The sequence below is a fragment of the Rhodococcus sp. OK611 genome, from assembly GCF_003050885.1.
In the GTDB taxonomy this organism is placed as follows: Bacteria; Actinomycetota; Actinomycetes; order Mycobacteriales; family Mycobacteriaceae; genus Rhodococcus_G; species Rhodococcus_G oryzae.
The window spans coordinates 53,012-78,451 of the sequence record NZ_QAOZ01000001.1; the positions used below are offsets into that span (position 1 = coordinate 53,012).

29 protein-coding genes and 2 pseudogenes are annotated in these 25,440 nt (G+C 68.3%); 14 read left to right on the forward strand and 17 right to left on the reverse strand.

From position 1 onward, the window contains the following. Positions 1-185 precede the first annotated feature (185 nt). Positions 186-2,306 carry a catalase gene (locus C8K38_RS00125; RefSeq protein WP_097209688.1) on the forward strand — a complete coding sequence of 707 codons (2,121 nt, stop codon included), beginning with the start codon at positions 186-188 and terminating at the stop codon, positions 2,304-2,306. On the opposite strand, the gene C8K38_RS00130 is transcribed toward C8K38_RS00125, so the two are convergent. Further along, positions 2,303-2,824 (reverse strand): hypothetical protein, encoded by a 522-nt coding sequence (locus C8K38_RS00130; protein ID WP_097209689.1) that lies wholly within the window; start codon positions 2,822-2,824, stop codon positions 2,303-2,305. The two genes, C8K38_RS00125 and C8K38_RS00130, sit on opposite strands and share 4 nt — an antisense overlap. Before the next feature lie 125 nt (positions 2,825-2,949). Here C8K38_RS00130 and C8K38_RS00135 point away from each other — a divergent pair, with 125 nt between their 5' ends. Then, complete coding sequence (locus tag C8K38_RS00135) at positions 2,950-3,777, forward strand: alpha/beta fold hydrolase (RefSeq protein WP_097209690.1); 828 nt, start codon at positions 2,950-2,952, stop codon at positions 3,775-3,777. 13 nt (positions 3,778-3,790) lie between these two features. On the opposite strand, the gene C8K38_RS00140 is transcribed toward C8K38_RS00135, so the two are convergent. From C8K38_RS00140 to C8K38_RS00185, 10 genes are all read right to left on the reverse strand, one after another. After that, complete coding sequence (locus C8K38_RS00140) at positions 3,791-4,186, reverse strand: nitroreductase family deazaflavin-dependent oxidoreductase (protein ID WP_257016936.1); 396 nt, start codon at positions 4,184-4,186, stop codon at positions 3,791-3,793. A 285-nt stretch (positions 4,187-4,471) separates the two neighbouring features. Beyond that, on the reverse strand, positions 4,472-6,862 hold the full coding sequence (locus tag C8K38_RS00145) for an ATP-binding cassette domain-containing protein (RefSeq protein WP_097209691.1): 2,391 nt from the start codon (positions 6,860-6,862) through the stop codon (positions 4,472-4,474). 54 nt (positions 6,863-6,916) lie between these two features. Then, positions 6,917-7,534, reverse strand: coding sequence for a glyoxalase (locus C8K38_RS00150; protein ID WP_097209949.1), 618 nt, complete (start codon positions 7,532-7,534; stop codon positions 6,917-6,919). A 19-nt stretch (positions 7,535-7,553) separates the two neighbouring features. After that, a complete protein-coding gene (locus tag C8K38_RS00155; protein ID WP_179800399.1) occupies positions 7,554-7,964 on the reverse strand; it encodes a VOC family protein in 411 nt (136 codons plus the stop codon). Positions 7,965-7,969: 5 nt separating this feature from the next. Next, positions 7,970-8,416, reverse strand: coding sequence for a helix-turn-helix transcriptional regulator (locus C8K38_RS00160; protein ID WP_097209693.1), 447 nt, complete (start codon positions 8,414-8,416; stop codon positions 7,970-7,972). Positions 8,417-8,514: 98 nt separating this feature from the next. Then, positions 8,515-8,787: a hypothetical protein gene (locus tag C8K38_RS00165; protein WP_143548359.1), complete on the reverse strand. Its 273-nt coding sequence runs from the start codon at positions 8,785-8,787 to the stop codon at positions 8,515-8,517. Continuing rightward, on the reverse strand, positions 8,784-9,407 hold the full coding sequence (locus tag C8K38_RS26990) for an OB-fold domain-containing protein (RefSeq protein ID WP_108168795.1): 624 nt from the start codon (positions 9,405-9,407) through the stop codon (positions 8,784-8,786). Before C8K38_RS26990 ends, C8K38_RS00165 begins: the two co-directional genes overlap by 4 nt. A gap of 35 nt (positions 9,408-9,442) precedes the next feature. Beyond that, positions 9,443-9,793, reverse strand: a complete 351-nt coding sequence (locus tag C8K38_RS00175) for a DUF3703 domain-containing protein (protein WP_097209696.1) — start codon at positions 9,791-9,793, stop codon at positions 9,443-9,445. 24 nt (positions 9,794-9,817) lie between these two features. Beyond that, positions 9,818-10,534 carry a cation diffusion facilitator family transporter gene (locus C8K38_RS00180; protein ID WP_097209950.1) on the reverse strand — a complete coding sequence of 239 codons (717 nt, stop codon included), beginning with the start codon at positions 10,532-10,534 and terminating at the stop codon, positions 9,818-9,820. Continuing rightward, the gene (locus C8K38_RS00185) at positions 10,534-10,863 is read right to left on the reverse strand and encodes an ArsR/SmtB family transcription factor (protein WP_097209697.1); all 330 of its coding nucleotides are present in this window, start codon (positions 10,861-10,863) and stop codon (positions 10,534-10,536) included. The genes C8K38_RS00180 and C8K38_RS00185 overlap by 1 nt, the downstream gene beginning before the upstream one ends. 103 nt (positions 10,864-10,966) lie before the next feature. Between C8K38_RS00185 and C8K38_RS26995 the strand changes: the two genes are divergently transcribed. From C8K38_RS26995 to C8K38_RS00200, 3 genes and pseudogenes are all read left to right on the forward strand, one after another. Then, positions 10,967-11,353 (forward strand): hypothetical protein, encoded by a 387-nt coding sequence (locus C8K38_RS26995; RefSeq protein WP_179800401.1) that lies wholly within the window; start codon positions 10,967-10,969, stop codon positions 11,351-11,353. Then, complete coding sequence (locus tag C8K38_RS00195) at positions 11,350-11,766, forward strand: Rieske (2Fe-2S) protein (protein WP_097209698.1); 417 nt, start codon at positions 11,350-11,352, stop codon at positions 11,764-11,766. Before C8K38_RS26995 ends, C8K38_RS00195 begins: the two co-directional genes overlap by 4 nt. Positions 11,767-11,825: 59 nt before the next feature. Continuing rightward, positions 11,826-12,469, forward strand: a pseudogene (locus tag C8K38_RS00200) (endonuclease). 21 nt (positions 12,470-12,490) lie between these two features. Here C8K38_RS00200 and C8K38_RS00205 read toward each other — a convergent pair. Together C8K38_RS00205 and C8K38_RS00210 are read right to left on the reverse strand one after the other, a co-directional pair. After that, a complete protein-coding gene (locus C8K38_RS00205) occupies positions 12,491-12,718 on the reverse strand; it encodes a hypothetical protein (RefSeq protein WP_097209699.1) in 228 nt (75 codons plus the stop codon). A gap of 36 nt (positions 12,719-12,754) precedes the next feature. Continuing rightward, positions 12,755-13,120, reverse strand: a complete 366-nt coding sequence (locus C8K38_RS00210) for a DUF6292 family protein (protein WP_143548360.1) — start codon at positions 13,118-13,120, stop codon at positions 12,755-12,757. Between the two features lie 238 nt (positions 13,121-13,358). On the opposite strand from C8K38_RS00210, the gene C8K38_RS00215 reads away from it, so the two are divergent. The 6 genes and pseudogenes from C8K38_RS00215 (at position 13,359) to surE (ending at position 16,773) form a co-directional block, all read left to right on the forward strand. Continuing rightward, complete coding sequence (locus C8K38_RS00215) at positions 13,359-13,595, forward strand: hypothetical protein (protein ID WP_143548361.1); 237 nt, start codon at positions 13,359-13,361, stop codon at positions 13,593-13,595. A gap of 45 nt (positions 13,596-13,640) precedes the next feature. Continuing rightward, positions 13,641-14,555 (forward strand): non-homologous end joining protein Ku, encoded by a 915-nt coding sequence (ku, locus tag C8K38_RS00220; protein ID WP_097209702.1) that lies wholly within the window; start codon positions 13,641-13,643, stop codon positions 14,553-14,555. A 31-nt stretch (positions 14,556-14,586) separates the two neighbouring features. Continuing rightward, complete coding sequence (locus tag C8K38_RS00225) at positions 14,587-14,973, forward strand: hypothetical protein (RefSeq protein ID WP_097209703.1); 387 nt, start codon at positions 14,587-14,589, stop codon at positions 14,971-14,973. Between the two features lie 51 nt (positions 14,974-15,024). Beyond that, entirely contained in the window at positions 15,025-15,990 is a 966-nt protein-coding gene (locus C8K38_RS00230; protein ID WP_097209704.1) for a PfkB family carbohydrate kinase, read from the forward strand. After that, a pseudogene (locus C8K38_RS27440) lies at positions 15,987-16,052 on the forward strand (hypothetical protein); the annotation flags it as partial. The gene C8K38_RS00230 and the pseudogene C8K38_RS27440, both read left to right, overlap by 4 nt. A gap of 133 nt (positions 16,053-16,185) precedes the next feature. Then, positions 16,186-16,773, forward strand: coding sequence for a 5'/3'-nucleotidase SurE (gene surE / locus C8K38_RS00235; protein ID WP_257016938.1), 588 nt, complete (start codon positions 16,186-16,188; stop codon positions 16,771-16,773). 108 nt (positions 16,774-16,881) lie between these two features. On the opposite strand, the gene C8K38_RS00240 is transcribed toward surE, so the two are convergent. Continuing rightward, positions 16,882-17,223, reverse strand: a complete 342-nt coding sequence (locus C8K38_RS00240) for a transglycosylase family protein (RefSeq protein ID WP_097209705.1) — start codon at positions 17,221-17,223, stop codon at positions 16,882-16,884. Between the two features lie 440 nt (positions 17,224-17,663). Between C8K38_RS00240 and C8K38_RS00245 the strand changes: the two genes are divergently transcribed. After that, the gene (locus C8K38_RS00245) at positions 17,664-18,050 is read left to right on the forward strand and encodes a hypothetical protein (RefSeq protein ID WP_097209706.1); all 387 of its coding nucleotides are present in this window, start codon (positions 17,664-17,666) and stop codon (positions 18,048-18,050) included. Positions 18,051-18,073: 23 nt separating this feature from the next. On the opposite strand, the gene C8K38_RS00250 is transcribed toward C8K38_RS00245, so the two are convergent. Together C8K38_RS00250 and C8K38_RS00255 are read right to left on the reverse strand one after the other, a co-directional pair. Then, positions 18,074-19,360 carry an MFS transporter gene (locus tag C8K38_RS00250; protein WP_097209707.1) on the reverse strand — a complete coding sequence of 429 codons (1,287 nt, stop codon included), beginning with the start codon at positions 19,358-19,360 and terminating at the stop codon, positions 18,074-18,076. Between the two features lie 79 nt (positions 19,361-19,439). Further along, positions 19,440-20,756, reverse strand: a complete 1,317-nt coding sequence (locus tag C8K38_RS00255) for an NAD(P)/FAD-dependent oxidoreductase (RefSeq protein ID WP_097209951.1) — start codon at positions 20,754-20,756, stop codon at positions 19,440-19,442. Between the two features lie 137 nt (positions 20,757-20,893). Between C8K38_RS00255 and C8K38_RS00260 the strand changes: the two genes are divergently transcribed. Next, positions 20,894-21,796: a LysR family transcriptional regulator gene (locus C8K38_RS00260; RefSeq protein WP_097209708.1), complete on the forward strand. Its 903-nt coding sequence runs from the start codon at positions 20,894-20,896 to the stop codon at positions 21,794-21,796. Here the strand turns inward: C8K38_RS00260 and C8K38_RS00265 are convergent. Next, entirely contained in the window at positions 21,793-23,841 is a 2,049-nt protein-coding gene (locus tag C8K38_RS00265; protein WP_097209952.1) for a phage holin family protein, read from the reverse strand. The two genes, C8K38_RS00260 and C8K38_RS00265, sit on opposite strands and share 4 nt — an antisense overlap. Positions 23,842-23,946: 105 nt before the next feature. On the opposite strand from C8K38_RS00265, the gene C8K38_RS00270 reads away from it, so the two are divergent. Further along, positions 23,947-25,437: a flavin-containing monooxygenase gene (locus C8K38_RS00270; RefSeq protein WP_097209709.1), complete on the forward strand. Its 1,491-nt coding sequence runs from the start codon at positions 23,947-23,949 to the stop codon at positions 25,435-25,437. Positions 25,438-25,440 lie beyond the last annotated feature (3 nt).

The following is a 25,440-nucleotide window of genomic DNA, read 5'->3' on the forward strand; positions in this document are numbered from 1 at the left end:
GTGACGGTTGTCGTCTGCAGTGCTCGGGCCGGCCGGTGTCGCGGCCAGGGCGCGTAGCTCCTTCGCCGCGAGACCCGCGGCCCGGTGGGAGTTCACCCGTTCGAAAGTTCCCCCTGCCGCTCGAAACGAAACGGGTTTTCGCATGGTGGCCCTCGGGTACCCGCCGTGAACAGAAAGGAAGTCCCATGTGCCCGCCCGATGATCCGAAGTATGACGACCTGAACCCCTCCCGAGTGCCCGCGGAGTCCGGCCGTCTGACTACCCAGCAGGGGGTGCGCATCGGTCACACCGACGATGCGATCACGGTGGGTGAGAGGGGCCCAACGCTCCTGGAGGACTTCCATCTGCGGGAGAAGGTCACCCACTTTGACCACGAGCGCATTCCCGAACGTGTCGTGCACGCGCGCGGGGCGGGTGCCTACGGTGAGTTCCGACCATACGACGGCTGGCTCGGTGAGTACACGACAGCGCAGTTTCTCCGCGATCCGTCGATCGCGACTCCCGTCTTCGTGCGGTTCTCCACCGTGGTCGGCTCGCGCGGCTCCGCGGACACGGTGCGGGACGTGCGCGGTTTCGCCACCAAGTTCTATACCGGGCAGGGCAACTATGACCTCGTGGGGAACAACTTTCCCGTCTTTTTCATCCAGGACGGCATCAAGTTCCCGGATCTGATCCACGCGGTGAAGCCCGAACCGGACAACGAGATCCCGCAGGCTCAGTCCGCGCACGACACGTTTTGGGATTTCGTTTCGTTGCAGCCGGAGACCCTGCACGCGGTGATGTGGCTGATGTCGGATCGCGCCCTCCCACGCAGCTACCGGATGATGCAGGGGTTCGGGGTGCATACCTTCCGGTTGATCGACGACGATGGTCGAGGCACTTTCGTCAAGTTTCACTGGAAGCCTGCGCTCGGGACCCACTCGCTGGTCTGGGACGAATGCCAGCTCATCGCGGGCCGTGACCCCGACTTCAACCGGCGCGATCTGTGGGAGGCCATCGAGGCGGGTCAGTATCCGGAGTGGGAACTCGGAGTTCAGCTCGTCGCCGAATCGGACGAGCACGCCTTCGATTTCGACCTGCTCGACGCGACCAAGATCATCCCCGAGGAGCAGGTACCGGTCCGGCCGGTCGGTCGAATGGTGCTCAACCGCAATCCGGACAACTTCTTCGCGGAAACCGAGCAGGTGGCGTTCCACACCGCCAACGTGGTGCCGGGCATCGACTTCACCAATGATCCGCTGCTGCAGGCCCGCAACTTCAGCTACCTGGACACCCAACTGATCCGGTTGGGAGGTCCGAACTTCGCTCAGCTCCCGGTGAACCGGCCGCTCGCCGAGGTCCGCACCAACCAGCGAGACGGCTACGGGCAGCACCAGATCCCGCAGGGTCGCAGCGCCTACACGAAGAACAGTCTGGGTGCGGGGTGTCCTGCGTTGGCCGACGAGGGGGCCTTCCGGCATCGGGCCGAGAAGGTGGAGGGCCACAAGATCCGTGCCCGCAGCGACAGCTTCCGCGACTTCTACAGTCAGCCGCGGCTGTTCTGGAATTCCATGTCCCCGATCGAGCAGGAGCACATCGTCGCCGCATTCGGCTTCGAGCTCGGCAAGGTCCGCAACGGCGAGGTCCGCAACCGGGTGCTGTCGCAATTGAATCTCATCTGCCACCCGCTGGCCGCCCGGGTCGCGCCCCAGCTCGGGCTTCCCTGCCCCTCCCACGATCTCCTTCTTGGCAACGGGGCCAGATCGCCGGCACTGTCCCAGATCGGTCAGGAACCATCGGGCATCGTGAGCAGGAGGGTGGCGGTCCTGGTCGCGGAGGGTGTGGATGTGACCGGCGTCGAGCGCCTGACCGAGTGGCTGAGCGAGCGCGGTGCGGTCGTCGAGATCATCGGTCCCGCCGAGGGGGTCGTGCCGGGCGGCTCCGGCGGTGAGCTGATCATCGACCGCGCCCTCCCGACCACGGCCTCCGTGCTCTTCGATGGAGTCGTGGTCCCTTGTGGCCCCGCGGCCGTCGCGGCCCTCCTCGAGAGCCGCGCAGCCGTCCGGTTCGTCGCCGAGGCCTACGATCACGCCAAGCCGCTCGCGGGGTTCGGGTCCGGGCTCCGCCTGCTGCTCGCCGCTGGGGTGCGCGAGCCGATCGCCGAGGAATCGGATGTGGTCACGGCATCCGGCGTGGTGACATCGGCCGCGGCCTCGGATGCGCTGCCCACCCGGCTGTTCACCGACTTCGGGGACGCGCTTGCCTGCCATCGGGCGTGGGACCGCACGTCGGACCTGGTGGCGGCGGAGACGGGGGGTCCTTCCTAGCCGAGATTCCGGCGCGCGGCCGCGGCGGCCTCGCGGTATTCATCGCGATGGGTCAGCAGGTGCGCGTCGAGCCGCGCATGGTCCTCGAGTCCCGGGATGGTGCAGTCGGTCTCGTGGGGGTACCCGTTGCGCGCCAGCCAGGAATTGACCTCGGCCCACGCCCAGGTCTCCCCCGGGACCAGCGTGACCGGCAGCGGGAACGGATCGTGTTGGTGCCGCTGCCCTGTCACCCAGAGCGCGACGGCCTGCCTGGTGCAGCGGGCCCGCTCGGCGATCATCCGGCGATTCACGAGGTCGGGCTGCGTTCGTTCCGCGGCGACACCGCGCTCGGCAAGGGCCTCGGCGAGATTCATGCCCGCGACGGCGCGTCGGTACGCGGCGCCGACCACGGTGACGACATTGAGGTGCCCGTGAACGGTCACCGTGGCGCCGAGGTCGTCGCGGATCCGATTCTCCACGGAGGCCGGCAACAGGGGGGTGATGAACGAGTACCGATAGCTGTTCTCCTCGTGGTCCACCCGGCGAGCGTAACTGCTGGTCCAACGCCGTGTTGACATTCGTCAACACGGCGTTGGGGCGTGGCGGCCGTCTCGTCCGCGCGGTGCCAGTAACCTAATGATCACTCGGTAATCAAGGAGAAGGCATGACCGTCAGTCTGTCCCGCATCACGATCTCGCGCGGCGAGCTGTCCCTTTTCGAGGCGACGCCCGAAGCGGGCTCGGAGGTCAAGGGCACCGTCGTCATGGTTCCCGGCTTCACCGGCTCCCGGGAGGACTTCCTCCCGATGGCGCCGTTCGTCACCGCCGAGGGCTACCGGCTGATCTCGTACTCCCAGCTCGGCCAGTACGACTCGGACGGACCGGACGGCCCCGAGGCGGTCGGCGAGTACACGATCGCCAAGTTCGCGCTTGACCTCGCCGAGGTGCTCGACCAGGTTGCGCCAGGCGAGAAGGTTCACCTCCTCGGCCACAGCTTCGGTGGCCTCGTCACCAGGGCGGCTGTGCTGAACGACCCGAAGCGATTCCTGGACTACGTGATCCTCGACTCGCCGCCGAGTGGTCAGAACCTGGGCGGCGCCATGGACATGGGCCCGATCCCGGAGCTGCTGTGGGCGGGCGGCAACGAGGCCTTGTGGCAAGCCATGTTCGGCACCTTCGAGGACATCTTCCCTGCACCGGTCAAGGAGTTCCTGCACAACCGGATCATGGTGACCAAGACCGCGAACATCGCCGGGATCGCCCTTACCATGGGCACCGAGCCGGACCGTGTCGGGGAGCTGTCCGCGACCGGCGTGCCGATCCTCGTCGTCGCAGGCGAGCACGACGTCATTCCGGTGGACATCCAGGCCGACGCCGCGGCGCGCCTCGGCGTGAAACTCGAGATCATCGCGGGGGCCGCTCACACGCCGAACGAGGAGAAGCCCGAGGAGCTCACGAAGGTGCTCGTCGAATTCTGGGGCGGGGCAGCCTGAGCGCGGATCGCTTTCATGCGGCGGTGAGCGCGAACACCCGCAGGGAGCGGGTCGTGCGGTGTTCGTACCCATGGTAAGTCGAGAACATGTCCTTGAACGCCTGGAAGATTCGCGTCCGTTCGGGCTCGGCGAGGAGAGTCGCCGTGACAGGGATGGCCTTGCCGCCTGTGGCCACTGTCGCGCTCGGGTCGGCGAGCAGATTGCCGGACCAGGCGGGATGGTTCGCTTGGCCGTAGTTGCTGCCGACCACGAAGATCTGGCTGCCCTCGCGGTAGTACACCAGAGGGATCGTTTTCGGCTCCCCCTTCCTGCGCCCGGTGGTGGTCAGCAGCATCAACGGCGTGGCGAACGGACCGAAGACCGTGTACCGACCGGCGCTCCGCTTCAGCAGCCACCGATCGATGGGCACGAGCTTGCGGTTCGCCCATGCGCCCGCCCGAGTCGAGAGAAAGGCGAGGCCCGGTTTCCGCAAAAGTCTGTTCTCGGTGCCCACCGGATATCGGGAAACGGTGAATCGGCCATGAACAAGTTGACTCGCACGGTTCCGATGGTGTCAACAGTTGATGCGTCTCGGCATTGTTGACACCTGCCGGGCGCGAGTACGACGCTCGACTCCATCGTTCGCTCATCCAGTGCCAGGTCCCCCCAGATCAACGCGTCACAGGGTTGATCTGGGGGGCGATCTCGACCTTGGTCAGGCGCCGACGTAGGCCGCGAGGTGCTCGCCGGTGAGGGTGGAGCGGGCGGCGACCAGGTCGGCGGGGGTGCCCTCGAAGACGATCCGGCCGCCGTCGTGGCCCGCGCCGGGGCCGAGGTCGATGATCCAGTCGCCGTGCGCCATCACCGCCTGGTGGTGCTCGATCACGATCACCGACTTGCCGGAGTCGACGATGCGGTCCAGCAGGCCGAGCAGGTTCTCGACGTCGGCGAGGTGCAGCCCGGTCGTCGGCTCGTCGAGGATGTAGACGTCGCCCTTCTCGGCCATGGCGGTGGCGAGCTTGAGTCGCTGCCGCTCGCCGCCGGACAGCGTGGTGAGCGGCTGGCCGAGGCTGAGGTAGCCGAGCCCGACATCGGCGAGCCGTTGCAGGATCTTGTGTGCGGCGGCAATCTTGGCCTCGCCGGCGCCGAAGAACTCCTCCGCCTCGGCCACCGGCATCGCGAGCACCTCGGCGATGTTCCGGCCGCCAAGCGTGTACTCGAGCACCGACGCCTGGAACCGCTTCCCCTCGCACTCCTCGCAGGGGGATTCGACGGTGGCCATGACCCCCAGGTCGGTGTAGATGACGCCCGCGCCGTTGCAGGTGGGGCACGCGCCCTCGGAATTGGAGCTGAACAGCGCCGGCTTCACGCCGTTGGCCTTCGCGAACGCCTTGCGGATCGGCTCGAGCAGCCCGGTGTAGGTCGCCGGGTTGCTGCGCCGGGAGCCCTTTATCGCGCCCTGGTCGATCGAGACCACACCGTCCCTGCGGGACACCGAGCCGTCGATCAGTGAGCTCTTGCCGGAGCCCGCGACGCCGGTGACCACGCAGAGCACCCCGAGCGGGATGTCGACGTCCACACCCTGCAGGTTGTGCGACGTCGCGCCGCGGATCTCCAGCGCACCGGACGAGGACCGCACCGATTCCTTGACCGCCGCGCGGTCGTCGAGATGGCGGCCGGTCATGGTGTCACTCCCCCGTAGCCCCTCCACGGAGCCCTCGAAGCAGACGGTGCCGCCCGCCGTGCCTGCGCCGGGGCCGAGGTCGACGACGTGGTCGGCGATCACGATGGTCTCCGGCTTGTGCTCCACGACCAGCACCGTGTTGCCCTTGTCGCGCAGCTGCAGGAGCAGGGCGTTCATCCGCTCGATGTCGTGCGGGTGCAGGCCGATGGTCGGCTCGTCGAATACATAGGTGACGTCGGTGAGCGACGAGCCGAGGTGCCGGATCATCTTGGTGCGCTGCGCCTCGCCGCCCGACAGCGTGCCCGCCGGTCGGTCAAGCGAGAGGTACCCCAGCCCGATGTCCGCGAACGAGTCGAGCAGGTGCCGCAGCGCGGTCAGCAGCGGCGCCACCGAGGGTTCGTCGAGACCCCGGACCCAGTCGGCCAGATCGCTGATCTGCATCGCGCAGGCGTCGGCGATGCTCTTGCCCTCGATCTTGGAGGATCGAGCCCCCTCGCTGAGCCGGGTGCCGTCGCACTCGGGGCAGGTCTGGAAGGTGATCGCGCGGTCGACGAACGCCCGGATGTGCGGCTGCATCGCCTCGCGGTCCTTGGACAGGAACGACTTCTGGATCTTCGGGATAAGGCCCTCGAAGGTCACGTTGACGCCGTCGACCTTGATCCTCGTCGGCTCCTTGTACAGCAGGTCGTTCACCTGCTTCTTCGTGAACTTCGAGATCGGCTTGTCCGGGTCGAAGAAGCCGCAGCCACGGTAGATGCGGCCGTACCAGCCGTCCATGCTGTAGCCGGGGATCGTCAGCGCGCCCTCGTTCAGCGACTTGCTGTCGTCGTACAGCGCGGTCAGGTCGAAGTCGGAGACGTTGCCGCGACCCTCACAGCGCAGACACATGCCGCCGGTGATGCTGAAGGCGCGACGCTCCTTGATCTCCCGTCCGCCCTTCTCCGTGGTGATCGCGCCCGCACCGCTGACGGAGGCGACGTTGAAGGAGAACGCCTGGGGCGAGCCGACGTGCGGCTGCCCGAGCCGGCTGAAGAGGATGCGCAGCATCGCGTTGGCGTCGGTGGCGGTGCCGACCGTGGACCGGGGGTTCGACCCCATCCGTTCCTGGTCGACGATGATCGCGGTCGTCAGCCCCTCCAGGACGTCGACCTCCGGCCGCGCCAGGGTCGGCATGAAGCCCTGCACGAAGGAGCTGTAGGTCTCGTTGATCATCCGCTGCGACTCCGCGGCGATCGTGCTGAACACCAGCGAACTCTTGCCCGAGCCGGAGACGCCGGTGAACACCGACAGCCGCCGCTTCGGGAGCTCGACGCTGATGTCCTTGAGGTTGTTCTCCCGCGCCCCGGTCACGCGGATCAGATCGTGGCTGTCGGCGGCGTGCAGCTCAGGCGACTGCGTAGCGGTCCTCGTGGCAGAGCTCATCGTTCCCCTTCTGTCAGGCCGCCGTCGCGACCCGTTGTCCCTATATTCCACCGATCACGCCCTCCCGGGCACGGTCTCCCACGCGAAGCCATCCGGGTCGACGAAGGGTCCGGCATCGCTGCCGATGACGATCCGGTGCGATCCGGTTCCGTCCGGGGACACGCCCGCGTCCTTCGCGAGGGCGCGACGGCCGTAGAGCGCCAGCTTGACGTTCGACGGCGGGGTGGCGAATTCGACGTACTTGCGGCCGTAGCTCTTCCCCACCTCCAGTCCGCGGTCGACGTAGAACTGCTTGGTCGCCTTGACGTCCTCGACGCCGAGCAACAGCACGATGTCATCGATCTGCCGGGTGGCCGGTCCGTCGTTCTTCTTCGTGGACGTCGCGATCTTCCAGATCGCGCCGTCCGGGGCCTGCACGACGCCGCCGTAGCCCCAGAACCCCTTCTTGGCCGGCTTCATGGCGGTGGCGCCGCCGTCGAGGGCGGCCCCGACGAAGGCATCGACGATGTTCGGCCGGGACACCACGAGCGACAGGGTGTAGCCGCGGAATCCGGTGGTCGGTGCCTCCGCGGCGCGTACGCCGACATGATCGCCGACCCCGAATGCGGCGTAGAAGGCCTCGGCGGACGAGGGGTCCGGCACCTCGAGGACGACGGACTTGATGGCGGTCATGGGCTTGGTGGAAGTCATGTCAGCGCACCTCGTTGATTCGGAGAAGGTTCCCTGCGGGGTCCCGCACAGCGCAGTCGCGGATGCCGTACGGCTGCTCGATCGGTTCCTGGACGATGTCCGCGCCGTTGGCCACCAGCTTGCCGAAGGTGTCGTCCAGGTCGGGGGTGGCCAACGTGAGGATCGCGTAGGTCCCCTTGGCCATCATCTCGGTGATCATGCGCCGCTCGTCGTCGGTGACGCCGGGGTCGGCGGCGGGCGGGTGCAGGACGAGCGAGGTGTCGGGCTGGTCCGGGTGGCCGACGGTGATCCAGTACATCCCGTTGTAGCCGACCTCCTTGCGGACCTCGAAGCCGAGGGTGTCGCGGTAAAAGGTCAGGGCGGCGTCGCGGTCGTTGTGTGGGAGGAAGGCCGAGTGAATTCTGATGTCCATGGCAGTCACGCTAATTGGGGTGACACCGCCTGCGCTTCTCGATTCCTGATCGGTCTGGTCACCTGCTTCGCGACGCAGGACGGCATCTCCCCCCCGGGGCGCGTCTGGTCCCGGTATGCGCTCGGCGGCATACCGACCAACTCTGTGAATCGGGTGCTGAAGGTGCCCAGCGACGAGCAGCCCACCGCGAAGCAGACCTCGGTGACGCTGAGATCGCCGAGACGCAGCAATGCCATCGCGCGCTCGATGCGCCGCGTCATCAGATAGGAATACGGCGACTCGCCGTAGGCGAGACGGAACTGGCGGCTGAGATGCCCGGCCGACATGTGCGCGTCGCGGGCGAGCGCCTCGACATTCAGTGGCTGCGCATACTCCCGGTCCATCCGGTCGCGGACACCGCGCAGCCGGGCGAGGTCACGAAGGCGTTGTGGCTCGGCGGGTGTGCTGGTCACCTCACGATGGTGGCACGTCCCACCGCGGTTGCCTAGCACCGCAGGCGTCCCACCCCGGTTGCGTCCGGCTCCCCCGGTGTCACCGGGTCGGCGACGGCTCAGGCGACGGTGTCGAGGCGGAGCGGGCCGACCGCACCGCGATCGAGCTGCACGGTGTCCGCGCCGACCTGTCGCCAGGCTGCTCGCAGCTCGTATTCGTCGGCCGTGATGTCGCCGGCCAGATACCGAGCCAGATCCGCGACCTCCTCGCGGCTCACGTCCTCGGAATGATCGTCTGCCAGCGTCTGCGACAGCACCCACCGGTCCGCTTCGCTCAGCGGCTCCCACAACTCGGGCCAACGCCGCGCGTATGTGCATGGGCTCCACATCATCGCGACCTCTCTACCTCGGTCGTACGCGTCCAGGTGGTCCAGCTTCGCCGGCGCAGGAACCACTCCAGGATGTCGCCCGCGTTGTGCGTGTGGTGCTGTCGGGGTGGCGGTTCGTGTGTTGGCGCCTTCTCCCGACGGCAATCGCAGGCGATCGAGCCGACCACGCCGCGGAGGGGGAATCTCGCGCCCCGGATCGCCGGGTGCAGCAGCACGCGCACTCGCTGGCCCGTTCGAACCAGGACCTCGCCCTCGATCGACGCGTAGATCCGTCCGCCGCTGTCGAGATCGACGATCGCGATCGTGGTCGGCAGCGGTTCCGCGTGCATCTCGTTCATGGCGGGTTCGACCACCATCCACGACACGATCGAACCGGATCCCGACGACGGAGCTCCGGTGAACGTGGCTTCCTCGGTTACCTCACCACTCCCGGCGCGGGCGTCTCGCCGGCCGATCTCGTCGACCCGACACGTCACGCGCGGGTGTAGCAGTTGGTGTTGGTACATCGCGGAAACCTCACCTTCGTAACCTTCGCCCCGTGTACGACACATTGCCCGCAGGCGCGGGTACCCGACAACGGTCGGACTACCTGGGTACATGCCTGTATTGCGTGTGAGGTGCATCACACGTGCCGGTCCGGGGGTGTGTGGACCAGGTGTCAGGCGACGAACGAGGTGACGGTCTCGGCCAGGTCGTCAGGGATCCGCATGGGGGTCGTGAGTCCCGCGGATGCGCGCCCGGTGTTCCCCTCCGGGTAGCGCCCGGACAGTGAGCCTGGGGCGGCCACGATGATCCGGACGACCTGGCCGAGCGCCTCTCCCCGATCCCGCTGGGCCAGCGCGAGTGCGAGCATCGCGACATGGTTGCGGGTGTGCAACCAGGGGTGTGGCTGCGAAATGATGTGGGCGCGCTCGAGGTGCCGCCACCTTTCTTGCGCGGTGGGCGCGGTCCGGCCAGCGGTCATCTCGTGGTCGTACAGCGCTCGGGCGGGTGGGGTGATGGCCCGCATCGGGGTCTCCCGGTGTCTCGGTGCTCAGTCGCAGCAGTCGCAGTCGGGATCGGCCGTGTCGTCGCTCGGCCGTCCGGCCGCCGGAGTGGGGCAGCAGGGATCGCCCCGCCAGGCGTTGATTCCCTCCCTCACCGCGATCACGGCGATGACGAGGGCCGCGATCGGGTCGGCCCAGGACCACCCGAACAGGCTGTTGAGGGCGAGCCCGACCAGCAGCACCGCCGACAGGTAGGTGCAGAGCAGGGTCTGCTTGGAGTCCGCCACCGCGGAGAGCGACCCCAGTTCGCGGCCGGCTCGCCGCTGCGCCCAGGACAGGACGGGCATGACGGCCAGGCTGACGGCGGCGAGCGCGATGCCCACGGTCGAGTGGCGGGCCTCGCCGAGACCGAACAGGGACCGGAGCGCGTCGATGCTGACGTAGAGGGCCAGGGCGAAGAAGGAGAAGGCAATGATCCGCAGGGCGACCTTCTCGCGGGCCTCGGGATCGCGGCCCGCGAACTGCCAGGCAACCGCCGCCGCGGAGGACACCTCGATCACCGAGTCGAGGCCGAACCCGATCAACGCCGCCGACGAGACCCGGGTGCCCTCGGTCAGCGCGATCGCTGCCTCGATGATGTTGTAACTGATCGTGGCGCCGACGAACAGCCGGATCCGGCGCGAGAGGACCCGCTTACGTGCCTCGTCGGGTGCGGGTGCCCCTGGCCGTGGACGCGCTGCGGGCAGTCCGAGGTTCGACGCCATCAGCAGCATTCCTCGGTCGCGGCGTCGGGGCAGTACGACGGATCGACCGCGAGGACGAGGCCGATCAGGTCCTCGAGCGCTCTGCCGATCCGCGGATCGGCGAGTTCGTACCGGCTACGGCGGCCTTCCGGAACCGCGATCACGAGGCCGCAGCCGCGCAGGCACGCGAGATGGTTGGACAGGATCTGTCGTGAGACGCCGATCTTGTCGGCGAGATCGGACGGGTATCCGGGCCCGTTGCGCAGGCTCAAGAGGATCTGCGACCGCGTCGAGTCCGACAGCGCGTATCCGAACCGCGATAGTGCGTCGCTGCTCACCAGGGTGTCCATATGTCAATAATACAGATTTATCTGTATTAACAACACCCTGCATCGAACTTGCCGGCTCCGGCGATGAAGATGGCATGAACACTTAAGTTAGGTGTTTCAAACTTTGCGATGTGATCAATCGAAATTTTGCGCGCGCCATGCCCGTCGCCCCGATCGAGGGCGGCTCGGCGAGCGCGCCGTCGCGGCGTCAGCTGCTGATCGGAGGGGCGCTGGCGGGTTCGGCGGGCCTGCTGCTGGGCGCCTGGCCAACGGATCCGCCTATGCCGTCGGTGAGCTCGCCCTCGGGGCGGGCGTCAGCAACGCCGAGGTCTCCGCGTTGCTGCTCGGTGTCGGTGTCGGTGTCGGTGTCGGCGCGATCATCCAGGTGATCGTCCAGATCACGCCGTCCCTGCACGGCCGCGATCGCACGTCCGTGGACCCGGTGGTCCTGGGCGGGATCGGCGTTGGAATCATGCTGATGTACCTGACCGGATTGGTGGTTCCCGCATGACCGACGTCGATCAGGCGGGCTCGATGCCCCGCCGAGCCTTCCTGGCCGCCTCCTGCGCGACCGGCTGCCTGGCCGTCGCGGGCTGCAGCACCGGGGTGGCGGCCGTCGGCAAGGACCGGAGCACCGAACCCGCGCGGGTTCCGGTTTCCGAGGTCCCGGTCGGAGGCGGGATCGTCCTGGCCGAGCACCAACTGGTCCTGACCCAGCCCGAACCGGGCGTCTACCGGGCGTTCGCGGCGGTGTGCACCCACCAGGGCTGCCTCGTGTCCGAGGTGAGCGACGGCACCATCAACTGCGCCTGCCACGGCAGTCGCTTCTCGATCGCCGACGGTTCGGTGGTCCGCACACCGGCGCGGGAGGCGCTCGCCGGTTACGCGGTCACCCGCGCCGGGGACATGCTCACCGTCGAGTGACGAGCGGGTCGGGGCGGCCTGCGCGGTTTCGATCCCGACTTCCGGGCAACCCTCGGTTCATGCGAAGCGACACCGACCGCACGATCGTCTCGGCGCTATTGGACGAGGCGGGGAACACCTACGCGGCGCAAGCCGGAATCCGGTTGAAGGACACCCCCGCGCCGCTGTTCCAGTTGTTGATTCTCGCGTTGCTGCTCAGCACCAGGATCTCCGCCGACATCGCGGTCGCTGCCGCGGCAGAGCTGTTCCGCGCGCGTCTCCGCAGCCCACGCGCCGTGCGCGCGGCAGAGCGCCGCACCATCATCGCCGCGCTGGGGCGCGGCCACTATGTCCGATACGACGAGCGCACGGCGACCCGTCTCAAGAACGCAGCCGCCCGCGTCGAGGATCTGTACCGCGACGACCTACGGAGGCTCGCCCGCGAGAGCGATCACGATGTCGCGAAGGCGACCCGGCTTCTCACCGACTTCGACGGGATCGGGCCGGTCGGAGCCGCGATCTTCCTGCGGTCCAGGACGTGTGGAGCTGGGTTCGGCCGTACTTCGACGAGCGAGCCGCGCAATCGGCCGAAGGCCTCCGGTTGCCGACCGATCCGCACAGGCTCGCCGAACTCGCCCCGCCCGACCGGCTCGGCGAACTGGCCGCAGCGCTCGTCCGGGCGTCGCTCGACGAGGACCTTCGCGCGCAGACAGGCCGGACGTGACGTCCACGCACGCAGGGCGGATCAGGTTGCGGACCAGGCTTCCGCGATGGAGGGATACTCCGCGGCGATCTCGTCGACGCGCTCGTCGGTGGCGGTATCGAGCTCCGCCCTGCGGCGCTGCGCGATCACCAGGGGGCCTTCCGTCGTCCCATCGGGTGCCCCGGCGCCGGGACCTGCCGGGGCGTCCGACTCGTACTCGTGAATGATCTCGTCGAGCCGGTTCGCGACGAACTCCGGTTTGCTACTCATGGTCACTCCCCTCGCCCGTGGGCGGTTCGTCGACGGTCATCTCGGACTCGGGTGCAGGTAGTCCTCGCACAACGCCATCACGGCACTCGGCTGAGGTACCGGGCTTCCGGTCGTACTCCCGAGGATGATCATGTCCTCGGTCGAGGAGGTTTCGACGGCGAGCTGCCATCCGCCGGACGGCACCCAGAGCAACGCGACCTCCCGCCCAGGGAACGCGTCCCGCCGGCCCGGCACCGCGATGTAGGCCTCCGAGGCCGGCCCCGCTGTGCAGAACGTGCAGTGCACGTGCTCGGGATCTGCCCCGACCGCGGCGGAAACCGCCTCGACGTAGCGCCGGAACCCGGGTTCGTTGCTGACGTCGAAATCCGCACTGTCGTGCGCTCGCCGCCTCCGCCTGCTCATGCCACGGGTGTTCCCATCCCAGGGGATCCCGAAACCGGTCGGGATGCACATCGTCGCGTTCCCGTGCGCGGGTTTCGGTGGGGTCCTTACGGGCAATCCTGGGATAGAGGGCGGAGATGACTGCCGCCCCGGCGAGAAGGGCTACCTCATGAGATCCGAGCCAGGCAGGCGAAGTGTCGTGCTCATCGGAGACCCGTCGGAACTGTCTGAGTTCTCGGAATGGGCGAGCGCTCACGGCGTGAGCGTGACCCAAGACGTCGGCTCCGATTCGCTGTGCGCGATCGCGACCGAGGACGTGCTCGATGGGAATTGCACCCCGGACGACGCCCTCGTGCTCAGCGCGGCGGCCAAGCTGGGGGTGTGCTGCTTGAACACGGCCGAAGGACGCAGGCTGCTCGAGAACACCGAGAGCACCCATGCAGTGAGCGCCAAGCCGTCGATGCACGGCATGCGCATCATCGATTGCACGCTCTGACATTGCCGGCAGGCGTGGCCAATACGAGGTGGAGAGGGTGACGGTGTGCGCTCGATCTGGAAGGGCACGGTGACGTTCGGACTCGTCGCGATCCCGGTCAGCCTCTACGCGGCGACCGAGGACAAGGACGTCCCCCTGCACCAGGTGCACGCCGCCGACGGGGGCAGGATCCGATACCAACGGGTCTGCACCCTCGACGACGCCGAGGTGCCCTATGAGGAGATCGCGAAAGGCTTCGAGACCGACGACGGCGTCGTGATCCTCACCGATGAGGATTTCGACGTCCTCCCGCTGTCCAGCGCCAAAACCGTCGAGGTGGTGGAGTTCGTGCCGCTCGAATCGATCGATCCGATCTATTTCGACAAGAGCTACTACCTCGCGCCGCAGCAATCTGCACTCAAGCCGTACGTGATGCTGCGCGATGCGCTGCACAAGTCGGGTCAGGTCGCGGTGTCGAAGATCGCGATCCGGCAGCGCGAATCCCTTGCGGTGCTCCGTGTCTACGGCGACGTCATCATGGTGAACACCATGCGGTGGCCCGACGAGGTCCGGACGCCCGACTTCGCCTTCGTGAAAGAGGATGCGCCCCAGGTGAAGCCGAAGGAGAAGGCGATGGCGGGTTCGCTCATCGAGGCGATGTCCGAGCCGGTGTTCGAACCGGAGCGATTCGACGACGACTACCGCGCGGCACTGCAGAAGCTGATCGAGGCGAAGGTCGCGGGCGACGAGGTCACCGAGCCCCAGGCGCCGGCCGCCGAGGCCGACGAGGAGATCTCCTCGTTGTTGGATGCCTTGTCCGCGAGCGTGGAGGCCTCGGGAGGACGCAACGCCACGTCGCCCAAGTCACGCAAGACGAGCAAGTCGGGTGGCAGCAGGGCCAGAGCGGGAACCAGGAAGTCGGGGAGCAAGGACGGGCGACGTCGCAGTACGCGCTCGAAGAAGAAGTCGGCCTCATCGTGAGGCCGGACTCCGTACGAGGAGGCACATCGACATGGACAGGGACGTTGTCATCTGGATCGTCGTGATTGTGGTGATCGTGGTGCTCGCGGCCGCGGCGGTCTGGATGACGAGGAACGCACGGGCACGGCATCAGCGCGCCGAGGCAGCCGACCTTCGTGAACGGGCCACCGCGCAATCTCACGAGGTCGGTCAGGAGGAGGCGCTGGCGGACAAGACAGCCGCGCGTGCACGAATCGCCGAGGCAGAGGCCGACGTGAAGAAGGCCGAAGCCGAGCGGTTGCAGGAGCGCGCTCGAGCCCGAGCGACCGATGCCGCCAAGTCACGCGAGGAACTGGACGGGCAGTTCGAACGGGCCGACGCCATCGACCCCGACGCGACCCAGCGGATCGCGCCGCCAGACCGGGAGCAGCGAACCTGACAGCGCGGGACCGCCCTGCGTCTGGGCGGTTCGGCATCTGAGGAGTCGCCCATGGCCGCCGGCGACAGCGGCGCCACGGAGGAACGTTCTGCCTTCGTGTTCGCTCCCGACCCCGTGTTGACCATCACGATCGAGCCGCGACCCGATGGTGGTCCGGAGCTGCACGTCCACGCGGGCGGCCAGGGCTGCTGGATCGGCCGGATGGCGATGACGCTGGGACTCGCGGTGCGGCTGTGCGGCCCTTTCGGCGGCGAGACGGGTGGAATCCTGACCGACCTGATCGCCGGGGAAGGCATCGACGTGCGCGGCGTGCCGGTCGCAGGCCCGAACGGGTCCTACATCCACGATCGCCGCGATGGGACGAGGGAGGTCATCGTCGAGATCGATCCGATCGGTCTGTCTAGGCATGAGGCGGACGATCTGTACGGCACGGCACTCGGTGAGGGCATGTCGTCGAGCGTTGCGGTGCTCGCGGGGAGCCGGTCCGAGAACGTGGTTCCGGTCGAGGTCTACACGCGCCTGGTCGGTGACCTGAGGGAGCTCGGTGTTCCGGTGATCGCCGATCTGTCGGGAGCGACGCTGTCGGCCGCGCTGCGCGGCGGGTTGACGGTCCTCAAGGTCAGTCACACAGAACTCGTCGAGGACGGATTCGCGGCCTCGGCGGACGTCGGTTCGCTGGGCACGGCGATGGAACGGCTGCACGCGGAGGGCGCCGAGACCGTCGTCGTCTCCCGCGCGGGCGATCCTGCGCTCGCACTGGTGGGCGGAGAGTTGTGGGAGGTGCCGCCCCCGCCGCTACGACCGGCGGATCACCGGGGCGCGGGAGATTCGATGACTGCCGGTATCGCCGTTGCGGTCGCGTCCGGGGCGTGTATGAGGGACGCGCTCAAGCTCGGCGCGGCCGCAGGCGCTCTGAATGTGACCCGGCGGGGTCTGGGGTCCGGGCAGCGAGAGGTGATCACGAAGCTGGCCGACACGGTCGTCGTCAGGCCCGCCGCGGGATGGTCCCGTCGATGAGGGCGCTGGTCGTGAACGACGACGGCGTGGACAGCGCCGGCATCCAATTGCTGACCCGCGTCGCCGTCGACGCAGGTCTGGAGGTGGTGGTGGCGGCGCCGCACGTCGACCGCGTTCAGTGCGTTGGAGGACGGGGGTCGCCTGGTGCTGTCTCCGCGGCGGTTCGACGGAACGCCCGATGTGGAGGTGACCGCCGTGGAGGCGTCTCCGGCACTGATCGTGTTCGTCGCTTCCGAAGGCGCGTTCGGTCCTGCGCCGGATCTCGTGCTCTCCGGGATCAATCACGGGCCGAACACGGGCAACGCGATCCTGCACTCGGGGACGGTCGGTGCCGCGCTCACCGGCGCCGGTCTGGGCGCAATGGCGGTCGCCCTGTCGGTCGACAGCCCTCGCCCGGAGCATTGGGAGACAGCGGCCGCCGTCGCCAGGCGCGCGATCGAGTGGGCGGCCTCGAGGGGTGTACCGGGCGTCGTGCTCAACGTGAATGCGGCTGACCTCCCGCTATCGGAGGTACGCGGCCTGCGGGCGGCTCCACTTGCCGCCTTCGGCGCGGTCCAGGCGGAGCTGGATCGGCGGGACCAGCACCATTTCACGGTCACCTTCACCCAGATCCGCCGCGGTGAGGCGGAGATCAGTGAGGCGGAGAGGACCGACGCGGGGCTCCTGCGCCGCGGCTGGGTGACCGCGACCGCGGTGCGGGCATCGTTCGAGCCCGCGGAGATCGATATCGAGGCGCTGACCTGTGCGGGCGAGGACCTCGACCCGATGCCGGGGAGCGCGTGAGGTCGACTGGGTCAGTGCCCGCTCGGGACACTGCCTGTCACACCCGCAGGGCGCCGGAGTGCCCGTTGGGGCCGCCGCCCGAGAATCTCGGGCGGCAACCGGGTCGGATCAGAGGTACTGGCCACACACGGGCCATGCGCCCGGGCCCTGGCTCGCGAGCACGTTCTCGCCGACGCGGATCTGCTCCTCGCGGGAGGCGTTCGCGGCGTGGCCCTGGCCACCGTAGGCGGCCCAGGTGCTCGGGGTGAACTGCAGGCCACCGGAGAATCCGTTGCCCGAATCGATGCCCCAGTTGCCGCTGCTCTCGCACTCGGCGACCGCGTCCCAATTGTGACCTGCCGCGTTCGCGGTGCCGCCGGCCAGTCCCATCGGGATGGCGACGAGGGCGCCGGTCGCGGCGATCCAGCCGAGGGTCTTGGTGGCGGTCCGGCGTGCATGGTTGATCGACATGTGATGGGTCCTCTCCTGCATCCGAGGCGGGCGGCGGGGTCTTGCCCCGCGGCGATGTTGGCCTCGTCACTGCCCTGATGTGTTGCGTCGGACCGGATCTCGCTGGGCAGTTCGCGAAGGTGGGCGAGCCGGTGGCGGTTCTCGTTTGTGAACCGGAAGCGACGGTAGCCGCAGTTCGGGGGCCCTCGCACCCCTCGGTTGGCGGTCCCGACGCACGGACACCCGTCCAGATCCGAGGGCTGTCTCCGCCTCCCCCGCAGGTCACGACCGAGATCTAAACATCTCGAAACGTATCCATTTCGTTACCTGAATGTGACGAAGGTCACTCGTATGGTACCGCATGTCGGGTTGCGTTGGACCCGTTCGTGACACTCTCAGTTCGGTCGTGATGTCCCCCGTGGACCCTGGTCGCCGCGTGTCGGAGGGGTTAGATTCGGTACATGGCCGATGTTTCCTGGGGGCCACAGCTCGACCTCGGCGCCGCGATCACCGAATCGCAGCGACTGATGGATCACGGCGATCCCGCGCGGGCGCGGGACCTGCTGGAGGCCGAATCGGTGCTCGCGCCCCCTGAGGAGTTGGAACTCTGGCAGGGCCTGTGGCAGCTGGCGGATGGCATGGAGCGGGCGCTGCGGGGTGAATCCCTTGTGGCGGCGGCCCGGCTGCGGAGGGGACGGGATCTGGTCGGGTCGTACGAGGACCGGCCGCCGCACGCCCTCGACATCACGGGGCTCCTGGCCTGGTCCACCCATGTGATCGACGAGCTCGCGGTCACGACCCGCGACCCCGACTGGGTCCCGCCGGTGCCCCGGTTGCGGATGCCATGAGAGGCGCTGCGGTCAGTCCGAGGTCATGACGTGGTGCCGGCCCGAGCGGGTTCGGGTGCCGCCTGCGCCTGCCTGCGGTTCAGTGCGAGCACGGGGATCAGCGCCAGCGCGATCAGCCCGCCGCCGAGCGAGAGGACCGCGAAGCTGCTCGAGGCGACCACCATCCCGCTGACGATGCCGCCACCCGCACTGGCGAGCGCGATACACAGGTCGACTGAACCCTGGGTGCGGGCCCGCGTCGCCAGCGGGGTCGAGTCGGTGAGGATGGCGGTGCCGCTGATCAGCCCGAAGTTCCAGCCGAGCCCCAGCAGACCCAGCGCGACGGAGAGCAGCACCACGGAATCGGCGGGTGCGAGGGCCGCGAGGATGCCCGCCGCGAGCAGGGTGACACCGGCCGCGACCACGACCGGGATCCGTCCGTACCGGTCGGCGAGCATGCCGGTCAGCGGCGACGGCAGGAACATGGCCGCGACATGGATCGCGATGACCATCCCGGTCTGTCCGAGGCCGTGTCCGTGATCCATCATGTGGATCGGGGTCATGGTCATGATCGCGACCATCACGATCTGCGTCACCACCATCACGGTGGCGCCGACGAGGATGCCCCGGCGCTGCGTGTCCCGGTCGGGCTCCGGCGGTACTTCCCCGCCCGCGACGACCGGCTCGGACTGCAGCTGTCGCGCGACGCGCAGCGGATCGGGCCGCAGGAACGCCAAGAGGAACATGCCCGCGGCGGCGAATGCGGCCGAGGACAGGATGAACGGGCCCGCCAGCACGGGAATGCCCCACCCGTCCGCGAGGTCACCCATCACCTCAACCAGGTTCGGCCCCGCCACCGCGCCGAAGGTGGTCGCGACCATGATCGTGCTGACCGCCCGGCCCCGATGCGAGGCCTCGGCCAGGTCGGTTCCCGCGTACCGGGCCTGGAGGTTGGTGGCGGTACCGGATCCGTAGACGAACATCGACACGAACAGCAGCGGGAGGCTGTCCATGACCGCGGCGAGCACCACCCCGGCGCCGCCCGCCGCGCCCGCGAGGTAGCCGATGCTGAGCCCGGTCCGGCGGCCGAGGCGGTGCGAGACCCGCCCGACGAGCAGCGCCGCGGCCGCGGACCCGAGGGTGAACAGGGCCGAGGACAGCCCGGCGTATCGGCTCGACCCGAGCATCTCCTTGGTGAGCAGCGCGCCGACGGTGACGCCCGCGGCCAGTCCGGCGCCGCCGAGGATCTGCGAGGTCACCACCACGATCAGCGTGCGGCGTTGGGTGCTCGCCCGGAGATCGTCGACGAGGACGGGAGAGGTGGTGTCCATCAGTGTCTTTCGGGGGTCGGGACGCGCGGGCGCACTCAGCTTATTGCGCCGCGCGTCCGACCCCGACGGTCACGCCCGGTTAGGCGGCGACCGGCACCTCGTCGTCGGCGTCGGCGTCGACCGTTCCCACCGGAGACGGCTCCTGCGCGTAGTGGAAGTGCGGGCGCCGGTGGCCGAGGAACGAGCCGAACCACGACATCACCGCGATGTACCGGTTGCGGAACCCGACCAGGTAGACCATGTGCACGGCCAGCCACAGCACCCAGGCGATGAAGCCGGTGAGCTCGATGCTCTTCACCTTCGTCACCGCACGGAAGCGGTTGATGATCGCCATCGAGCCCTTGTCGCGGAACTTGAAGGCGGTGCCGCGCGGGGTCTTGCCGAGAACGGTCTTGGCGACGTGGCGTCCACCCTGCATGGCCACCGGGGACTGGCCCGGCAGGTTGTTCAGCGAGGTCATGTCGCCGACGGCGAAGATGTCCGCGCGGCCGCCGACCGTCAGGTCCGGGTTGACCAGCAGCCGGCCCGCCCGGTCCGTGTCGCAGCCGGTGCGCTCGGCGAGCACGCCCGCGAAGTCGTTGGCCTGTACGCCCGCCGACCAGACGATCGTCTCGGCGGTGCGCCGCACCCCGGCCTCGCTGCCGTGCGCCTTGAAGGTGGCGCCGTGCTCGTCGATGTCGGTGACCAGCGTGTTCAGCACTACCTCGACACCCGACTTCTCCAGCGAGGCCTTCGTGTACTCGCTGAGCTTGCCGCCGTACGCGGGCATCGCGACACCGGCGCCTTCGACCAGGGTGACGGTGACGTCGTCGGCGGTGATGCCGCGGATCGACTGCTCGAAGTACCGGCCGGCGAGCTCCTTGATCTGACCGGCGAGCTCGACGCCGGTCGCGCCCGCGCCGATCACGATGAAGCTGAGCAGGTTCTTGGCGCGCTCCGGGTCGGTGGTGGTGTGCGCCTCCTCGAAGCAGCGCACGATCTGGTCGCGCAGCCGCTTCGCGTCGTTGACGGTCTTGAGCGCGTAGGTCACCTTGGCGAACTCGTCGCGGCCGAAGTACGACTGGCGCGCACCGGTGGCCGCGATGAGGAAGTTGTAGCCGAGGGTGTGCCGTTCACCCGCGGCCTCGTAGACGAGTTCCTTCGCGTCGGCGTGCACATCCACGACCCGGCCGAGCCGGACGTCGGCGTTCGGGTACTTCGCGAGGATCGCGCGGATGGAGGGAGCGATCTCGCCTGCCGAGAGCACGCCGGTCGCCACCTGGTAGAGCAGCGGCTGGAACAGGTGCTCGGTGGTCTCGGAAATGAGGACGAACGGCGTGCCGGCCTTCGCCAGCTTCTTCGCCGCCGCGAGCGCGCCGAACCCCGAGCCCACGATGACGACCTCGGTCCGGTCCATCCCTGCGTCGACCACGACAACCTCCAGCTCGATCTGATGTATGAGTTACACCGTAGGGATGCATTCCGGTGTTTCGCCAGCTAGCTCCGGGTATCGAGAATTCTCTTATCTGGATTGCTAATGAATAGAATGTGAGCATGGACTTTCGGCAGCTGCGCTACTTCCTGGCCGTCAGCGAGGAGCTGAGCTTCAGTCGGGCCGCGAAACGGTGCTTCATCTCGCAATCCGCCGTCAGCCACCAGGTCACCCGGCTCGAGCAGGAGCTCGGCGCCCCATTGTTCGAGCGGTCGACGCGGGTGGTGCGGCTGACCCCGGCCGGGTCCCGCCTGATCCCCATCGCCCAGCAGGTGCTGAGTCTGGAGACCAAGGCGTACTCCGTCGTGCGCGAGCCCAGGAACCGGATCCGGATCACCGCGAACATGAGCTTCGCGGCGCAGAGCCTCGACGCGATCGCCCGCGTGCGCGAGTCGCATCCGGACGTGGACATCGAGTTCGTCATCAAGAGCTTCACCGAGCGTATCGACGCGGTCGCCTCGGGCGACGCCGACATCGCGTTGATCCGCGGGCGGGCGGATCGGCCGGGCTTGGAGACGGTGCGGCTCGGCGTCGACGACCTGGTGATCGTGACCTCGCGCCGACACCCGCTGTCCGCGTTCTCGACGGTCGAGTTGGGCGAGCTGGCCCCGTATCAGCTGCTGCTCCCGCCGCGCAGCAGCCAGGTGCTGCTGCACACCGTGGTCGAGGACGCCTTCCGTGAGATCGGGCGCCGCGTCTCGCTGGGGCCGTCGATCGCCAGTGACCACGCCGCGACGCTCGAGGTCATCACCAACCCGCGGGCGTGGACCGTGCTGTACGCGAGCACGGCGGCCGAGACGCCCCGAACCGGGCTCTGCTTCATGCGCGAGGCCAACAGCAGGCTCCGGATCCCGGTGTGCGGGGTGGTGCGTACCGGCGGCGCGGACTCGCCCGCCCTTGCCAGCGTCATGCACGCGCTCCGCCAATCGATGGACGGCGGCCCGACGGGTCAGACCGAGGACTAGCCGAAGCCGGCGCGCGCCTCGGCCGCCGCGAGGTCGCGCCAGCCGCTCAACACCCGGTGTACCTGCTCCGCGCCGTGCAGCTCGTCGGGCGGCTCGGGCAGGTGCGCGGGATAGAGCAGGAACGGCCGGGTCTGCGGACCACCGAGCCCGCCGTGCGAGCCGACCTGTTCCTCGAACGCCGCGATCTCGCCGGTGTCCGGCCAGTACCGGCCGTTGATCATGATGTCGGCGACGTTGTCGAAGCCGTCGGTCCTGCGGATCCGCTCGAGGGTGCCGGGGCCGAAGTCCGCCAACGGATCCTGGCCCGCGACGAATCCGGTGTCGACTTCCACGCTGCCGTGCGCTCCCAGCACGATCGATCCCTTGCCCTCGCGGGCCACGAGGACGAACCCCACCCCGGGATGAGTGGTGAGGGCGGGCAGCAAGGATGGATGGTGCTCGGTGATCCAGCGCATCGTCGCGCGACCGGCGGCGAGCGGGAAGCTCACCAGTCCGACGTTCCCCGACGCGAGCACCACCGGTCGCTCGGGCGGCGCGGTGACCCGGTCCGGCGGCGGCGTGGCCCGCAGGCTCGCGGCGGCGTACCCGAGGCCCTCGGCGCCTCGGCCCTGCGCGCCGAGGTCCGGGACATCCTTGTCGTGGTGCAGCCACCGACCGTGCTGGGGTTGCGGCCGACCCGCCTCGCACTCGCGTAGGACCAGGGCCTCGAGGGTCTCGCCGAAGCGGCCGGTGAACGTCTCGCCCTGACTCTGGCCGTGATCGGAGAGGACGACGATGTTGTACGGGCGGTCGGCCTGTGCCGCGACGGCGGCGATCATGCCGATCTCCGCGTCGAGCTTGCGCAGCACCGCGAGGGTCTCCGGCCGCTCCACCCCGGAATGGTGTGAGACCTCGTCGTAGCCGACGAGGTCGACGTAGATCACGTTGCGGCCCTTGATGATGTCGCCGATGACCGCGGCCACCACGACGTCGGTCTCGACGACGGTCGTGAAGGCCCGCACCAGCGGGTAGATCCCGCCGCGGCGGACCCGCGGCCGGATGTCCCGTCTGCGCTGGTGCCAGGCCTGGCGGATCTCGCGCAGCACCTCGGCGACCAGTCGGATGAAGGTACGGACCGCACTCGCCGGATCGATGAAGTAGTCCGCATATCCGGTGCCGCCGCCGCCCATCCGGGCGCCCTTCATTCTGCTGACCACCAGGACGTTGTCCTCGGCGCCGCCGGAGAACAGGTTTCCGCGGCTCGCTCCCCCGTCGGCGAGCAGTCCGGGTATCGACGCGCGTTCACGCTCGCGTTCGGCGTTGTCGCTCGGATTGCTGAACACCGCAATCCTCTTGGTGGCCTTGTCGTACCACCGGAAGGCCGGCACGTTGTGGTTGCTGCCGTGCAGGATCCCGAGCTGGCTGGCACCGGTCTGGCTGCTCCAGTCGGTGTGCCATGGCATCAGACGGTGGGACTCGTCGCGGACCATCGCGGCGAGGGTGGGGACCACCCCCGATCGCATCGCGCGCTGCAACACCTTGTGACCAAGCCCGTCGATCTGGATGCACAGCAGTCCCGGACGATCCGAACCACTGTCGGGTGACCTCTTGCGGCGCAATCGAAACCGCTGTCGACGCACCAGCATCATGCGGTAGGTGTCGTCGCGCCGCGAAGCGATGGCACCGGACACCGCCGAGCTCACCAGCGACAACAGCACCGCGAGGATGATGATGTCGGTGACGCTCTCCGCCGTGGCGAGCGGCAGGATGCGCACGGAGAGCAGCATGATCAGACCGCTGCCGACGAAGACGAACAGGAAGAGCAGCGCCGGTCCGACCCACAGCATGGCTCTCAGCAGGATCGGCCAGAGCACCGTGCTGAGCAGACCGAACAGCAGGGCCAGTGCCAGCGCGCTCGGAGCCGATCCGAGGGGGCCCGGCGCGCCGGTGCTGGCCAGCTCGACGCCGGGCAGCACCGCGTCGATCACCATCAGTGCCGCGGCCGATATCAGCCACAGCACGAGGAACTCGGTGACGGTTCGGGCCGCCGATCCCAGAGTGCGCATGCACACCTCCATTCACCTGGATCGTAGGTGTCCAACGGGCCGGAATGCAGTGTGGCGCGGTGCTAGGTTCGAGGTGGAACACTCCCCACGACGGCGGTGGCAGCCATGGCGATCGACCATTTCGACGTCCTGATAGTCGGTGCCGGCCTGTCCGGGATCGGGGCCGGGTATCACCTGCAGGCGAGATGCCCGGACAAGACGTACGCGATCCTCGAGGCGCGCGGCGCGATCGGCGGGACCTGGGACCTGTTCCGATATCCCGGTGTTCGATCGGACTCCGACATGTACACCCTCGGGTACTCGTTCCGGCCGTGGACGGACGCGAAGTCCATCGCCGACGGCCCGTCGATCCTGAGCTATGTCCGCGACACCGCGCGGGAACAGGGAATCGACCGGAAGATCCGGTTCGACCATCGGGTGATCCGCGCGGAGTGGTCCAGCGCGGACGCCAGGTGGACGGTCGAGGCGCAGCGCGGCCCCACCGCCGAGGTCGTGCGCCTCACGTGCAACTTCTTGTTCATGTGCAGCGGTTACTACGACTACCGGGAGGGCTACACCCCCGAGTTCGCGGGGGTCGACCGATTCGCGGGCCGGGTCGTGCACCCACAGCACTGGCCCGACGACATCGATTGGGCGGGCAAACGCGTGGTCGTGATCGGCAGTGGCGCGACCGCGGTGACGCTGGTCCCGGCGATCGCGGAGTCCGCCGCCCACGTCACGATGTTGCAGCGTTCGCCCAGCTATGTCCTGTCCGTGCCGGACGAGGACGTGATGGCGAATCGGTTGCGCGCGGTCCTGCCGTCGAAGCTCGCCTACGGCATCGTCCGCTGGAAGAACGTGCTGCGCTTCATGCTCTTCTTCACGATGAGCCGCCGGGCGCCCGGAGTTGTCAAGCGACTGCTCCGCAGGCAGGTGCAGGCGCAACTGCCCGCCGGGTTCGACGTCGATGCCCACTTCACGCCTCGCTACGACCCGTGGGATCAGCGCATGTGCTTCGTGCCGCACGGCGATCTGTTCAGGGCGATCCGGCACGGCCGGGCGGACATCGTCACCGATCGGATCGAGACGTTCACCGAACGGGGAATCAGCCTCGCGTCGGGGACGGAGCTCGCGGCCGACATCATCGTGACGGCCACCGGGCTGAAGCTGATCGTCGGTGGCGGGGTCGAGCTGAGCGTGGACGGCGCCCCCGTCGATGCCGCAAAGGCACTGAGCTACAAGGGGATGATGCTGAGCGACGTCCCCAATTTTGCCAGCTGCATCGGCTACACCAATGCGTCGTGGACGCTCAAGTGCGACCTGACATGCGAGTACGTGTGCAGGCTGCTCAATCACATGGCCGCCGACGGTTACCGGCAGTGCACGCCCCGCAACGTCGATCCGTCCATCACCACGATGCCGATCATCGACTTCTCGTCCGGGTACGTGCAGCGCTCGATCCACGAGTTCCCGAAACAGGGATCGAAGAAGCCGTGGCGGCTCTACCAGAACTACGCCCTCGACATCGCGATGCTGAAGTTCGGATCCGTCGAGGACGCGATGGAATTCGTCCGGGCCGATGCTGCGGGTGCCCGTCGTGCGGACGTCGTGGGCTGATCA